Origin of the sequence: Epilithonimonas caeni DSM 17710 (assembly GCF_000426465.1) — a bacterium.
GTDB lineage: Bacteria > Bacteroidota > Bacteroidia > Flavobacteriales > Weeksellaceae > Epilithonimonas > Epilithonimonas caeni.
On the sequence record NZ_AUFK01000009.1, the window covers coordinates 723,321 to 736,674 of the forward strand.

At 35.2% G+C, this 13,354-nt stretch carries 15 protein-coding genes; 10 read left to right on the forward strand and 5 right to left on the reverse strand.

Going from position 1 to position 13,354, the window contains the following annotated elements:
• The first annotated feature begins 17 nt into the window (after positions 1-17).
• Positions 18-464 (forward strand): phosphohydrolase, encoded by a 447-nt coding sequence (locus tag K319_RS0104505; protein ID WP_027382549.1) that lies wholly within the window; start codon positions 18-20, stop codon positions 462-464.
• 114 nt (positions 465-578) lie between these two features.
• On the opposite strand, the gene K319_RS0104510 is transcribed toward K319_RS0104505, so the two are convergent.
• From K319_RS0104510 to pdhA, 3 genes are all read right to left on the reverse strand, one after another.
• The gene (locus tag K319_RS0104510) at positions 579-1,310 is read right to left on the reverse strand and encodes a DUF2490 domain-containing protein (RefSeq protein ID WP_027382550.1); all 732 of its coding nucleotides are present in this window, start codon (positions 1,308-1,310) and stop codon (positions 579-581) included.
• Positions 1,311-1,787: 477 nt separating this feature from the next.
• Positions 1,788-3,407: a pyruvate dehydrogenase complex dihydrolipoamide acetyltransferase gene (locus K319_RS0104520; RefSeq protein WP_027382551.1), complete on the reverse strand. Its 1,620-nt coding sequence runs from the start codon at positions 3,405-3,407 to the stop codon at positions 1,788-1,790.
• A gap of 90 nt (positions 3,408-3,497) precedes the next feature.
• Entirely contained in the window at positions 3,498-4,502 is a 1,005-nt protein-coding gene (pdhA, locus tag K319_RS0104525; RefSeq protein ID WP_027382552.1) for a pyruvate dehydrogenase (acetyl-transferring) E1 component subunit alpha, read from the reverse strand.
• Between the two features lie 197 nt (positions 4,503-4,699).
• On the opposite strand from pdhA, the gene K319_RS0104530 reads away from it, so the two are divergent.
• Both K319_RS0104530 and K319_RS0104535 read left to right on the forward strand, forming a co-directional pair.
• A complete protein-coding gene (locus tag K319_RS0104530; protein WP_027382553.1) occupies positions 4,700-5,299 on the forward strand; it encodes a phosphatase PAP2 family protein in 600 nt (199 codons plus the stop codon).
• 9 nt (positions 5,300-5,308) lie between these two features.
• Positions 5,309-5,791: a BlaI/MecI/CopY family transcriptional regulator gene (locus K319_RS0104535; protein WP_027382554.1), complete on the forward strand. Its 483-nt coding sequence runs from the start codon at positions 5,309-5,311 to the stop codon at positions 5,789-5,791.
• Positions 5,792-5,842: 51 nt separating this feature from the next.
• On the opposite strand, the gene K319_RS0104540 is transcribed toward K319_RS0104535, so the two are convergent.
• Positions 5,843-6,199, reverse strand: a complete 357-nt coding sequence (locus tag K319_RS0104540; protein WP_027382555.1) for an RNA recognition motif domain-containing protein — start codon at positions 6,197-6,199, stop codon at positions 5,843-5,845.
• A gap of 153 nt (positions 6,200-6,352) precedes the next feature.
• Entirely contained in the window at positions 6,353-7,213 is an 861-nt protein-coding gene (locus K319_RS0104545) for an aldo/keto reductase (protein ID WP_034671359.1), read from the reverse strand.
• An 87-nt stretch (positions 7,214-7,300) separates the two neighbouring features.
• On the opposite strand from K319_RS0104545, the gene K319_RS0104550 reads away from it, so the two are divergent.
• The 7 genes from K319_RS0104550 to K319_RS0104580 all read left to right on the forward strand — a co-directional run bounded on the left by K319_RS0104550 (position 7,301) and on the right by K319_RS0104580 (position 13,312).
• Positions 7,301-8,749 carry a right-handed parallel beta-helix repeat-containing protein gene (locus K319_RS0104550; protein ID WP_169712650.1) on the forward strand — a complete coding sequence of 483 codons (1,449 nt, stop codon included), beginning with the start codon at positions 7,301-7,303 and terminating at the stop codon, positions 8,747-8,749.
• 76 nt (positions 8,750-8,825) lie between these two features.
• Positions 8,826-9,386, forward strand: a complete 561-nt coding sequence (locus tag K319_RS0104555) for a helix-turn-helix domain-containing protein (RefSeq protein ID WP_027382558.1) — start codon at positions 8,826-8,828, stop codon at positions 9,384-9,386.
• Positions 9,387-9,418: 32 nt separating this feature from the next.
• A complete protein-coding gene (locus K319_RS0104560) occupies positions 9,419-10,204 on the forward strand; it encodes a hypothetical protein (protein WP_027382559.1) in 786 nt (261 codons plus the stop codon).
• A complete protein-coding gene (locus tag K319_RS0104565) occupies positions 10,204-10,743 on the forward strand; it encodes a helix-turn-helix domain-containing protein (protein WP_027382560.1) in 540 nt (179 codons plus the stop codon). The genes K319_RS0104560 and K319_RS0104565 overlap by 1 nt, the downstream gene beginning before the upstream one ends.
• A gap of 88 nt (positions 10,744-10,831) precedes the next feature.
• Positions 10,832-11,746, forward strand: coding sequence for a hypothetical protein (locus K319_RS0104570; RefSeq protein WP_027382561.1), 915 nt, complete (start codon positions 10,832-10,834; stop codon positions 11,744-11,746).
• An 86-nt stretch (positions 11,747-11,832) separates the two neighbouring features.
• Positions 11,833-12,729, forward strand: coding sequence for an EamA family transporter (locus K319_RS0104575; RefSeq protein ID WP_027382562.1), 897 nt, complete (start codon positions 11,833-11,835; stop codon positions 12,727-12,729).
• Between the two features lie 97 nt (positions 12,730-12,826).
• The gene (locus tag K319_RS0104580; protein ID WP_027382563.1) at positions 12,827-13,312 is read left to right on the forward strand and encodes a PALP domain-containing protein; all 486 of its coding nucleotides are present in this window, start codon (positions 12,827-12,829) and stop codon (positions 13,310-13,312) included.
• The last annotated feature ends 42 nt before the right edge of the window (positions 13,313-13,354 follow it).

The window sequence follows — 13,354 nt, forward strand, 5'->3', positions numbered from 1 at the left end:
AAAAACAAAAAAAATAAATGTCGACGCACGAACTACTCTACAAAGCCATAAAAATTGCTACCAAAGCCCATAAAAAACAAACTGACAAATATGATGCACCATACTTAGGACATGTTTTCCGAGTGATGAATGCCGGCAAAACCATTGATGAAAAGATTGTAGGTATTCTCCACGATGTTGTGGAAGACAATCCTGACTTTCCAATAGAATATTTGCGTGAAAAAGGATTCCCAGAATATATCCTTGAGGCTATCGAATGTCTTACAAAACGAGAAGAAGAACACCTGGATTACGATGCATTCGTTGCAAGGATAGAAACAAGTCCACTTGCTATTGCTGTAAAACTGAATGACCTAAGGGACAATATGGATCTGACCAGATGTACAGAGTTACTACAGGAAAAAGATTTGAAACGCTTTAACAAATATCTGAAAGCTTACCTCTATCTTTCTGAAAAGTATTAGAATTTAAAACCACATAGACACATAGACTCTATGTATTTCTTTAAAAATAAAAAAGGTCAGATAGATGAAATTTTTATTTGACCTTTTTTATTTGCTATGTGCGTATGTGGTAAATTAATCCACCATAGGAATTACAATATCCTTCTCGTCATCGCTAGAATCGAACGTGAAGTTCAGAGAAAAGTAAAGAAAATGGAAATTATCATTACCTTTTGTAGAAAACTCCCGCTGGAACATATAACCCGTAGTTGCAGACAACGTATGATTGAACTGGTAACCAAAGCCTGCAAAAGTTCGGTTTCTTTTGAAGTTCGGTTCTCTCGAGCCAAAGAATAACTCCTCAAAAGCATTTACAAAGAATGTCTCTTCCTGCACTTTATCTTTATTGATAGGCAAAGTTCCACTCAATCTGTACCGGAAACGGTTTGCTTCCGTATGTTCTCCGGTTTGGCTGGCATAGAAAAAACGATGTTCCGCTCTGCCTCTGTGGTCCAGCTTCAGTCGCCCAAATCTCTGTGTGAAAGTATATTGCAGCCAAAGCCTGAATTCCTCTTGAGAGATCTTCATTTTCTCATAAGTCCCATATCTTCCAAGTCCTACAAAAGCCTGATTGTTTTTGGTAATATTATAACCGATTCCACCTTTTGTCTCGTAATAATCAATTACTGTATAATCACGTCTGGCTCTCGTCTGCAGTTCCATATAAGCCATCCATTTCGGGGTTGCTTTATAAGTAAAAGACATCATATTAAAACCAGAAAGATGGTCTTGCCCAAAAGCAAAAACCGCAGAAAATAGAAATAAAAACCCAAGATTTTTCACGGCACAAATATAATCAAATCCCAAATTGAAATGATAATTATTTGGGCGTAACCCTTTGTTTTTGCTCAGATATTTCTACCTTCTCATAAAATTTTGTCATCAGGCAAAAACAAGCGGGTCGGGCTGTCCGTTCATATCTTTTTGTCTTAGAAACTTTCTCCAGCGAAAGATGCTTTCAAAAAAGACAAAAAGGATAACCACTTCCATCCCTTACGCAGATCCAACATCAAAACCACCTTGACAGAATTTGTTTTTCTTTAAAACAGATTGTTTAAACCAAATACAAGTTGTGTTTTTCTCTAAACAAATTGTTTGAACATTATACAAGTTGTGTTTTTCTCTAAACAGATTGTTTAAACCAAATACAATTTGTGTTTCTCTTTAAACAAATCGTTTGAACCAAATCCAAGTTGTGTTTTTCTCTAAACAGATTGTTCTAGGTATCAAAAAAACCTTCCAACAAGTTGAAAGGTTTTATAAATAATATTTCGAATAAGTTTTCTATCCTAGCAAAAGCGTCAATGGGCTTTCCAGATAAGTTCTCAATGTTTGTAAGAACTGAGCGCCTGTTGCACCGTCGATAACTCTATGGTCACAAGCCAGAGACAACTTCATTGTATTTCCAACAACGATCTGCCCGTTCTTCACGATTGGTTTCTCGATAATTGCTCCTACAGATAAAATTGCGGAATTCGGTTGATTGATAATTGATGTAAATGTCTCAATTCCGAACATTCCAAGATTAGAAACAGAGAAAGTAGAACCTTCCATTTCATTAGCCTTAAGCGCTTTGGTCTTTGCTCTTCCGGCCATATCTTTTACAGCTGCAGAAATCTCGTTATAGTTCATATAATCTGTATTTTTCAATACAGGAACTACCAATCCGTCCGGAACTGCAACCGCTACACCAATGTTGATATTACCGTGGTGAACGATTTTATCGCTTGCCCATGAAGAATTAACTTGCGGATGTTTTCTAAGCGCTACAGCAACAGCCTTGATCACCATATCATTGAAAGATACTTTCGTATCCGGCAAGCTGTTGATCTCTTTTCTAGCTTCGATGGCTTTGTCCATATTGATTTCCACCGTCAGGTAATAATGTGGCGCAGTGAACTTACTTTCTGCCAATCTCTTCGCGATGATGTTTCTCATCTGAGAGTTAGGCGTTTCAGAATCTTCACCCGGCGTGAATGCAACACTTGGCTGTGCAGGAGCCGCTTTTGACGCGGACGCAGCAGCAGGTTGTGCAGATGGCTGATAATTTTCAACATCTTTTTTCACAATTCTACCGTTCTCTCCAGAACCTTTTATTCCAGAGAAATCGATTCCTTTATCCTGAGCAATTTTCTTAGCCAACGGAGATATTGCTACTCTTTCGCCTGTAGAAGATGCCGCAACTGGTGCCGCTTCTTTTTTATCTTCAGTTTTGTTTTCAGATTTAGCTTCAGCTTTTGGAGCTGCCGTTTTTTTGCCACCGCCGGAAACAACCGCAGAAACATCAGTTCCCGCAGGTCCGATGATTGCCAAAATCTTATCCACTTCAGCCGCTTCACCTTCTCCAACACCTTGATATAATAAAGTTCCGTTGAATTCGGATTCAAAATCCTGAACCGCTTTATCCGTCTCGATCTCTGCAAGGATATCGCCTTCTTTTACAGCATCACCAACATTCTTGTGCCATTTAGCCACTTTACCTTCCGTCATTGTATCAGAAAGACGTGGCATTGTGATCACTTCTACGCCATCAGGAATATCAGCAGAAGCAGAACCTTCGTCAGCAGTTTCTACAGATGTAGATTCGCCCTGAGTTTTGGATTCTTCTTCAGATTTCTTTTCTTCAGTTTTTGCACCGCCACCGATAAGAGCAGAAACATCTTCTCCTTCTTTACCGATAATTGCCAAAACAGAATCTACAGGCGCTTGTCCTCCTTCTTCTACTCCGACATATAATAGTGTACCATTCAGTTCTGATTCAAAATCCTGAACAGCTTTATCAGTTTCGATCTCTGCGAGGATGTCGCCTTCTTTTACGGCGTCGCCCACCTTTTTGTGCCATTTTGAAACTTTACCTTCCGTCATCGTATCCGACAAACGGGGCATAGTAATTACTTCTGCCATAATTTTTTATATGTTAATTTGATAATGAGATGATGCGGTGAGATAATTATTAAAATAAACTTAATCGATCTTCACATCATCAAATCGTTATTAATTATTTTCTAATTTGTTGATGAATGGATAATCCGGAGTTGAATATACATAATCGTAAAGAAGATTTGCATCTGGATATGGAGAGTTTTCCATAAAATCGATACATTCTTCTACGAATTCCCTTGATTTCTCATCGATAGCTTCCAGCTCTTGTTCAGTAGCCCAAGAATTTTCCAATATTCTGTGTTTTACGATCTCGATAGGATCTTCCAATTTGTATTGAGCAACTTCTTCTTTCGTTCTGTAAGGTTCAGCATCTGACATAGAGTGACCTCTGTAACGGTAAGTTCTTGCTTCTATGAAAGTTGGCCCATCTCCTCTTCTAGCTCTTTCGATGGCCTCGTAAGCTGCCTCGGCAACTTTTTCCGGATCCATTGCATCTACAGGAAGACAAGGCATTTCGTAACCTAATCCTAATTTATAGATATCCTCGTGATTGGCCGTTCTTTTAACAGAAGTTCCCATTGCGTAACCGTTGTTCTCACAAACGAATACCACAGGAAGTTTCCAGTTCATTGCCATGTTGAAAGTCTCGTGAAGTGAACCCTGGCGAACCGCTCCATCTCCCATAAAACAGATGTTGACCGCTTTTCTGTCAAAATATTTGTCAGCGAAAGCAATCCCAGCCCCCAAAGGAATCTGTCCGCCTACGATACCGTGACCTCCGTAGAAACGGTGTTCTTTGCTGAAAATGTGCATAGACCCGCCCATACCTTGAGAAGTACCGGTTGCTTTTCCGCAAAGTTCTGCCATAATTCTTTTAGGATCTACTCCCATTGCCATTGGATGGATGTGGCATCTGTAAGCCGTGATCATACTGTCCTTGGACATGTCCATTGCGTGGGTAAAACCTGCAGGAATCGCTTCCTGACCGTTATATAGATGTAAAAAACCTCTGATCTTTTGTTTTAAGTAAAGAGAACGGCATTTGTCTTCAAACCTTCTCCACATCGTCATTTCTTCGTACCATTTAAGGTACACTTCTTTAGAAAATTCTTTCATTGTAATTTCGAAATATGTAGCAAAAATAAGAAAAAAAATCTTTCTTTATTGTATGCATATTATCATATTTTTTGATGAATAAAATCATCAGCTCAAAAAGCTTCAGACTTAATGCAATCGATTGTGCCGGCAGTAGATAAATTCAGAAATATAGAATTTAAAACGATATTTTGTATATTGAACCGAAATTTTTCTGAATGCAACCCAAAAACGCTTTTATCTTAAATATATCAAAATTCATTTCCAATTTCTTCAATCCATTGGTTTCGCTCGTCATCTACTTTTTTTATTACAGTTATAAGAATTATACTTGGGAAGAAGCTTCAAAGAAATTCTTGCCAATTCTTTTCCTGCTTATCATCCCAACCGCACTTTGGATCTATAGAAATGTAAAAAGGGGCAATTACACCAACATGGATGTGTCCAACAGAAAGCAAAGACATTCCTTATATATATTCATTATCATTTCGACAATTGTTTTTCTAGCTGTCGATTACTTTCTTCATAAGGAAATTGACTGGACGGTCCTGATGCTTTGTATATTATTGATATTAATGCAAATTAGTAATTTCTATATCAAAAGCTCGATGCATACAAGTCTCAATATTTATGTATCGGCCTTGTTTTTTGCGATCGATCCAACAATAGGAATTTTCTGGTTTCTATTAGCCGTTTTAATAGGAATTACCAGAGTCATTCTGAAAAGGCATACTGTAAAAGAAGTTCTTTCTGGTGGTGGGATCGCAATTTTTGTATCTTTGATTTACCTGATAATGGTGAAAGCTATTATTTTCTAATTGATTTTTATGTTAATACAACCTTTGACATCTTCAGAAGAAGAAATAATGAAACTCGTCTGGGAAAAAGAAGCAATCTATTTCCGTGAACTGATGGATATTTTCCCAGAACCAAAACCCCATCAAAATACAGTTTCTACATTTCTAAAAATATTGGTAGAAAAGAATTATCTCAAAACCGAAAAACAAGGAAGGATCTATCTTTACAAGCCTGCCATTGGGTTTATGGAATATCGAAAATTTGTATTAAAAAGATTCCTGGACAATTATTTCCACAATTCCGGAAGCGAGCTATTAAAAGTTCTGATAGATGAAAAACTTGTTAAACCAAATGACCTCAGTCAGTTTTTTGAAGTAAAAACGAAGGTTGTCCCTTTGCTGGAAAATGTGGAGAAGGATAATCCGATCCAGGACTTCATCAAAGAAATCACATCTGAAAAAAAAATGAAAAAGAAAAACAAAGACAAAAAGAAGAAAAAGAAAAAATCATAAAAAAAAGCAACTCAAATCGAGTTGCTTTTAAATTTTATCAGTAAGCTAATATTACCAACGACTTCCGCCGCCTCTGTTTCCACCACCGTTTCCGTAGTTTCCACCGCCTCTGTTTCCACCGCCGTAACCTCCGCCACGGTTGTTATCGAAAGAACGTCTTGGTTTTTCTTCTTTTGGTCTTGCTTCTGTTACGTTTAGAGCTTTCCCATTGAATTCTTTTTGGTTAAGCGCTTCAATAGCCTGTTGCCCTTCAGCGTCTCCCATTTCTACGAAACCAAATCCCTTTGATCTCCCAGTTTCTCTGTCAGTAATGATCTTAAGAGAAGAAACTTCTCCAAAACCTTCGAATAATTCTTGCAATTGATCTTCTCTAGTTGCGTAATTGATGTTTGAAACAAAAATGTTCATTTTAAAAAAAAATTAAGTTATAAAAACGTTGTTTTAAAATTATAGATAAGGAAAAACAACAAAAAATGAAGATTATTGATTTCAAATATAATTTGGTGCAAGGTACAATTATTTTTGAATAATCGGCATTTTAATTTTAAAATTATTAAAATATTAATCTACCTCTTTTCCCTTGACTGCTTCTAAGATTTTGAACCAATCTATTGTTTCCAAATCAATCATTGAAGCAGCGTTTAACTTCCGGATCGTTTCCGCTTTGGAAGTTCCAATAACGGGAATGATCCTTGACGGATGTTTTAATATAAATGCCAATAAGACCTGGTTCTCGTCTACATTGTATTTATGACAAAGATTGTCGATTATGGATTTGATTCTGATATTCTGCTCCGATTGTTCTGAAAAATAAGTTCCCATCACAGACCAAGCGGTCGGACGAAGATTCTTCATCATCAGCTGGTCCAAAACACCATTATCAAAAGATGAAATCTCGTTTACGGAAACCTCAATTTGATTTGTGATCAAGGGAAAATGTTGATCCATCAATTCAAACTGAGAAGCGGAAAAATTACTCACTCCGAAGTTTCTTACTTTTCCATTGTCTTTTAAAATTCGAAATGTTTTAGCAATTCCTTCCGGGTCCATCAACGGCGAAGGACGATGCAACAACAGAACATCAAGATAATCGGTTTTAAGGTTTTGCAGGCTTTCATCCACACAATTCAGAATATGATCCGAATTATAATTGTAATATTTGAGAGCAGAAGGCTTCTTATCAGAATTCATTACGATTCCACATTTGGAAATGAACTGGACCTTTTCTCTGTCAATATTCATTTCTTTCCACGCATCCCCAAAAAGTTCTTCGGTTGTATGGCCCCCGTAGATGTCGGCATGGTCAAAGGTGGTGATATCTTCCTCGAGACAAACCTCTATCAATTCCTGTACTTTTTTTGGAGAATGATCGGCTCCCCAAATCCCCCAACGCATTGTTCCTGCTATGATTTCTGAAAACATAATTAAAAATTTTAACAAAGATATTATGTTAAAAATAAAAATACATTAATACATTTGATAATAGAAAATTTTATGCTTATGAAAAAAATGACACTTTTTTTTGTGGCTTGCAGTGCTTTTTTGAGTGCTCAATTCACAAGTCCGGGAAACGGCACCAGCTACACATTGACAAGTTTATCGGCTGCTGCTCCAACAGTTTTGGTTAAAAATGGTACAGATTACACTTTGACAGCTGACCTTACACTTTCCGCAACGGACAAACTTCTTATTGATGAAAATACGACATTGAAAGTTAATTCAGGAGTTGCAATTTTCGTCTATGGAGAATACAAAACCACAGCAACTAATTTTACAATCACAGCGAGCGATATCACTGCACCTTACCGAGGAATCCGTTTTGAGGAAGGCTCTGTTGCTGAAATGAAAAACACCCGAGTTGAATATGGTGGTGGTGTTCGTGTATTGACTGCAACAGGATTCCTTATGGACAATTGTATTCTTTATAGAAATAATAATTCTCTTAGCGGTTCCACCGGCAGCCTTGCAAGTAGTGCAGCATTAGCATTGTTTCAAGGAGGAGGTCATGTGGTAAAAAACTCGCAATTCTTGGAAAACTCTAGAGCAGGAATCAATTCCGGAGCTTCTGGAAGTGTTTCTATAGATATTATTAACAATTATTTCTACGGAAATAACACCGACAATGGAAACTATCCTCAAATCAATATGGGCCCGGCGGGAGTTGATTCTACAAGGGTGATCAATAACGAAATTATTGGAAACCGAGCGATCACGAAATCTGGAGGTATTTCCGTCTCTGGTTTATTGGGAGGAACAAACAGATTTCGAGTAGAAGGAAATACTGTTAAAGATAATCGTTATGGTATTACTCACCAAGGTGCAGGAAGTTCTGGAATCATCCTCAATAATATTATTGAAAATAATAATACTGAAAACAATCCTAATCTAGGCGGTAGTGGAATTTCCTTAACAGGAACACAAAAAGTTATTGTAAGAGATAATCAAATCCGAGGAAACTTGTGGGGAATTACAGTTTTAAGTAATGCTATCATAGACCTTGGAACAGACGAAGACCACGGAAACAACATCTTCAAAAACAATGGTAATAATGGAACCACAACCGCTTTCTTCAACAACACTTCTAATACTGTAAACGCTATTGGAAACTGCTGGAGAGAAGATGAACTTTCCACAGATGCAATGGTAGAAGCTGTTTTGGGAAGTCAAACGGCTAATACAATTGTTTATAAACCTTACAACTGTGCCGAAATATTAGCCGTGTCTGATGTTGCCAGATCAAAACTAAGCGTTTATCCCAACCCAAGCAAAAACCATTTCTTCCTGGAAACTGAAAACAATGGAAATATCGTGATCCAAGACCTTACCGGAAAAGTAGTTTTCTCTTCTATTGTCAATAAGGGAAAGAATGAAATCAATACTAATTTACAAGCCGGAGTTTACATAATAACTCAACAATCTGAAGGTAAAAAATCAAATACCAAATTGATTATTAAATAATTAATCAAACATAATTCTTTGAAAGCATCACAAATCGTGGTGCTTTTTTTGATTAAAATTTCCTTAAATTCGTGAGATGAAAATCTCTATTAAAAATATGGTTTGCAACCGCTGCATTTCGGCGGTGGAATCGATATTGGAGGATTTGAAAATTGAGATCGATCAAATTTTATTAGGCGAAGTTGAAACCAAAAACGAGATTTCCAATCAAGAGCTCGAAACGTTGAACTTGAAACTAAAATCAACCGGATTTGAAATCTTAGAAGATTCTTCTAAAAAGCAAATCGAGAAAATCAAAACCTTGATAATTCAGAAAATTTCTGAGGAAGATTTGGGCGATGATTTTATTTTGTCAGAATTCCTGAGTTCCGAATTACACAGAGATTACAGTTCTATTTCCAAACTTTTTTCTCAAAACGAAGCTGTGACCTTAGAACAATATTTCATTCTTCAAAAGATTGAAAAAGTGAAAGAACTGTTGCTTTACAAAGAATTGAATTTGACAGAGATTTCGCAAAAATTAGGTTACAAAAGTGTTCAGCATCTTTCTAATCAGTTCAAGAAAATCACAGGCTTCTCTCCTACTCAGTTTCTGAATTCTAAAGAGAAAAAGAGGATTGCGCTGGATAAGGTTTGAATTACATAAATAAATTTATAAAAACTAAAACAATGATAGAAAATTCAATATTGGACTTTAATATAATTTATTCAAGATACGAAACTTTATTTGATGAGGTTAAAAACAAAATATTTAATGCAAATGAAGATGATGAAATAATAAGTTTGATAAGATTACAAGATAGTTTCGTGAAATTTGATGCTAAGCTTCGTTTAGGAATGGCAATACAAGAAATTTCTTTAAATGAAAATTTTGTAAATAGAAAATATGATGAATTAAAACTTTGCCATCTTTTATTATACAAACTTTCTGATATTTGGTTTGCTTATGAAGCCTATTTTATTTTACACAAAAAAGCATTAAATTCTGATATAACAAATTTAAAAATACAATGGTTAGACAAATCAACAAATAGTGATTATTTTAATGATGAAAAAATTAAAAACTCACTTTATGAAGCTAACAATAATTTACAGTCTAATTTCAATTCTATACATAAGATAAATAGTCTTAAAGATTATCTAATTTATTGTCGAGATTTAGCAAAAGGAGGTCAAAAAAATAGATTAGATTCAATAATAACTAAATTAAATAATAGAAATAATCTTCCAAACTTCACTCATCTTGAACTATTAACTATTACATATTCGATAAGAAATAATTTTGTTCATAATGGAGAGATTACCATCTACCCTGAAAATTTCAATTACATATATAAAAAAGAGCTTTTATTATCTTTATATAAATATATTGTTATTATAACTATTCAGATTGCTGTTATAACAATAGAAAAAAGTTTACTTTCTCCTAATTTAGATGAAACTGACGAATCATAATGCAATCCAAAGTCAAAACCCTTCGCGAAGCCAAAAATCTGACTCAAAATGAGTTAGCAGAAAAATCCGGACTTTCGTTAAGAACCATTCAAAGGATTGAGTCCGGAAATATCCCAAAAGGTTTTACTTTGAAAGCCATTGCAAAGACTTTGGAAATTGAACCGGAAAATCTATTTTCAAAGGAAGAAAACATCCAAATTGACAGAGCAAAACTCATCAATCTGTCTGCCTTATCCGGATTGATCATTCCGTTTGGTGGAATTATTTTTCCTGCGATTTTGACTTATAAAACTCAAGATTCTACTAATCGAGAATTGGGAAAAAGCATTATTTGTGTTCAGATTATTTTGGCATTTTTTGTTTCGGTTTCGTTGATATTAAGTCCGTTTATTCAGTATTGGTTTTCTATCCGATTTCCATTGTTTTTAATTCCTTTGATTGCTTTTATCATCATCAAACTTTGGGTTGTCATCAGAAACGGTATCAGTCTCAACCAAAACAATACACTTTCTATAAAACTGAAAAACAACTTCTTATAAATCAAGTCATAAAACTGACGTAAAATTGTCATATCATTTCTACGACAAATTCGGCTTCAAAAACCGAATCTTGCAGAAAAATTGGACAATGAAACTTTTTAAGAAATTAGCTTTAGGATTTTTAGCCCTATTGGTTTTGATATTGGTTGGCGGATATATTTATTTCGACCGGAAATTTACGCCGGAAGACAATTATTTAACTATCAAAAACGAAAGCGGAAATATCCCGATCACTTGGTTGGGAAATGACAAAAACGTTTTGCTTCTTCCCATTCATTTTTCCGGAAACCCAGAGACTTATTATCTGCAATTTGACACAGGTTCACCTTACACAGTATTTTATTCCAATTCGATAAAAAACATTAGAGAAATTTCTATTAACAATGATAAGGCGAAAACTTCTTTCATTGTTGGAAATACGGAAATCTCTTCGAATCAATTCAAAATCTTTAAAACTAAAAAAACTGATAAAAAAGATTCAATCCAAATCATAGGAACTATTGGCGCAGATATTCTGGAAAATCGAAAAACATTGATTAACTTCAAAGAGAACAAAGTCGCTTTCAATCTGAATCAAGTTCCATGGGAATTCAGAAATCAACTTTTCGATTTTAAATTCAAGAAGAGAAAAATTATTATTAATGGAATTTTGAAAGGCGAAGAACGAAAATTTCTCTACGATTCCGGAACAAGCGCTTACGAACTCCTAACTTATAAAGAAGAATGGCAAAAACTGAAATCGCCCTATTCAAAAATCGATATTGAAAAAGAACAGTCCTGGAATGATGTTCTGACAACCTACACAGCGGATTGCAACGAGAGAATCTATTTCAAAAACCAGTCTGTTTCGGTAAAACAAATCACTTATGTCGAAGGGTTTTCTAATGCTCAGTTTTCTATGATGAAGTTTTCCGGAATGACGGGAATGCTGGGAAACAAAATCTTCCTAAACAATAGTATTCTCATTGATTGTGCTGAAAATAAAATTGGAATTATAGATTGAGAAAATCAATGGATTTGTAGAAAAGTTCAGGTAAAAGTTGTCTACTTTTGCACAGCAATTTTATTGATTCAAAAAGAAACAACGTCTTGAACAATCTCAAACATTATCTGGCTGCTATTTTAGCATTTTCTCTTTGGGGGACTTTCAGTCTGGTGCTGAAACCGCTACATTCTTACACATCTCTGGACATTCTTTTTTACAGGGTTTTCAGCTGTGCGCTGATCATGTCTTTGGTTTCTATCCTTTTCAAAAGAGAAAAACTGAAACAGAACCTGAATTATTTCAAATCGATTTCCCAAAAGGAGAAAAGAAAAACGATTATTGTTAATATCGGAAGCAGCGTTTTGTTGACCGCCAACTGGTTTTCGTTTATCTATGTGATGAATCACGTGAGCGTTCGTGCAACTTCAGTGGCGTATCTCGTTTGTCCGATTATCACAACAATTTTGGCGTATTTTATACTGAAAGATAAACTGAGTAAACTCCAATGGTTGTCGGTTTTTCTAAGTTTGACCGGTTGTGTTTTGTTGTCTTACACCAATATTCTGGATATGTTTTACAGCAGTTTGATTGGATTCACTTACGCCGCTTATCTGATTTGTCAAAGTCAAAATAAACAATTTGATAAATTTTTGATTCTTAATTTCCACATTGTCATCTCAGCTTTGATATTATTACCATTTTTCCCTGCATATTCAGGACCGGTTCCTACAGAGTTTAAGTTCTATTTCTTTGTAGAAATCATTGCAGTAATGTACACCATTGTTCCATTATTGCTGAATTTGTTTGCATTGACAGGAATCGCTTCTTCCAAAGTCGGAATGATTCTGAACATCAATCCAATCATTGCTTTTATCTTAGCCAGCACAGTTTACAATGAACCACTGAACCTGATTCAAATCTGTGCTTATTCATTGATATTTGTGGCTGTGATCGTTTTCAATGCGAAGGAGATTTTTAAAATGAAATTAGAAAAAATGTAATTTTAAAAATCAAGATAATATTATTTAGATTCATTAAAAATAAACTTTGCAACACAAGCTTTTTTAACTATTTTTACATCATAATAAATAATTAAAAATGAGAAAACTAATATTCGGAGGAATTTTGACTGTTGGAGGACTTTTCACCATCAATGCACAATGCAAAACTGTAACTGCAATTAACGAAAATTTTGATTCTTGGAAAGACATAGACAAATGCTGGACAGTTCAGAAAGGGAAAGCAATGCTTTACGCTAGCGAGAAAAAAGTCATTTTCTACTCCATGACCGACCCAAAGGAAAATATGTATCTCATTACACCAAAAGTAAAAGCCGGAAATTATACATTAAGTCTTGACATCACGGACAACGGTGGAGAAACTTCATTGGAAATTTTCTCAGTTGGAAAAGCATCTGACCCAAAATCTTTTGTTTCGATTGTTAAACCGCAAGAAATTACCAAAGAGAAAAAAGTCATCAACATGAGTCTGAAAAAAGACAGCCACATTGGTTTGAAAGTCTTATTGAATGGTGTTCATCAGGCTGTTTATGTGGATAATTTGTCTTTGAAACCGAGAAAATAATTAAAATCAATTCTTAATATAAAAAAACCTTCAGAAATTCTG

Bases quoted from the DNA above. Each gene is read 5' to 3' on its own strand.
- K319_RS0104505 (WP_027382549.1), top strand. From the start codon at position 18: ATGTCGACGCACGAACTACTCTACAAAGCCATAAAAATTGCTACCAAA.
- K319_RS0104520 (WP_027382551.1), bottom strand. From the start codon at position 3,407: ATGGCAGAAGTAATTACTATGCCCCGTTTGTCGGATACGATGACGGAA.
- pdhA (WP_027382552.1), bottom strand. From the start codon at position 4,502: ATGAAAGAATTTTCTAAAGAAGTGTACCTTAAATGGTACGAAGAAATG.
- K319_RS0104530 (WP_027382553.1), top strand. From the start codon at position 4,700: ATGCAACCCAAAAACGCTTTTATCTTAAATATATCAAAATTCATTTCC.
- K319_RS0104535 (WP_027382554.1), top strand. From the start codon at position 5,309: ATGTTAATACAACCTTTGACATCTTCAGAAGAAGAAATAATGAAACTC.
- K319_RS0104540 (WP_027382555.1), bottom strand. From the start codon at position 6,199: ATGAACATTTTTGTTTCAAACATCAATTACGCAACTAGAGAAGATCAA.
- K319_RS0104545 (WP_034671359.1), bottom strand. From the start codon at position 7,213: ATGTTTTCAGAAATCATAGCAGGAACAATGCGTTGGGGGATTTGGGGA.
- K319_RS0104550 (WP_169712650.1), top strand. From the start codon at position 7,301: ATGACACTTTTTTTTGTGGCTTGCAGTGCTTTTTTGAGTGCTCAATTC.
- K319_RS0104555 (WP_027382558.1), top strand. From the start codon at position 8,826: ATGAAAATCTCTATTAAAAATATGGTTTGCAACCGCTGCATTTCGGCG.
- K319_RS0104560 (WP_027382559.1), top strand. From the start codon at position 9,419: ATGATAGAAAATTCAATATTGGACTTTAATATAATTTATTCAAGATAC.
- K319_RS0104565 (WP_027382560.1), top strand. From the start codon at position 10,204: ATGCAATCCAAAGTCAAAACCCTTCGCGAAGCCAAAAATCTGACTCAA.
- K319_RS0104570 (WP_027382561.1), top strand. From the start codon at position 10,832: ATGAAACTTTTTAAGAAATTAGCTTTAGGATTTTTAGCCCTATTGGTT.
- K319_RS0104580 (WP_027382563.1), top strand. From the start codon at position 12,827: ATGAGAAAACTAATATTCGGAGGAATTTTGACTGTTGGAGGACTTTTC.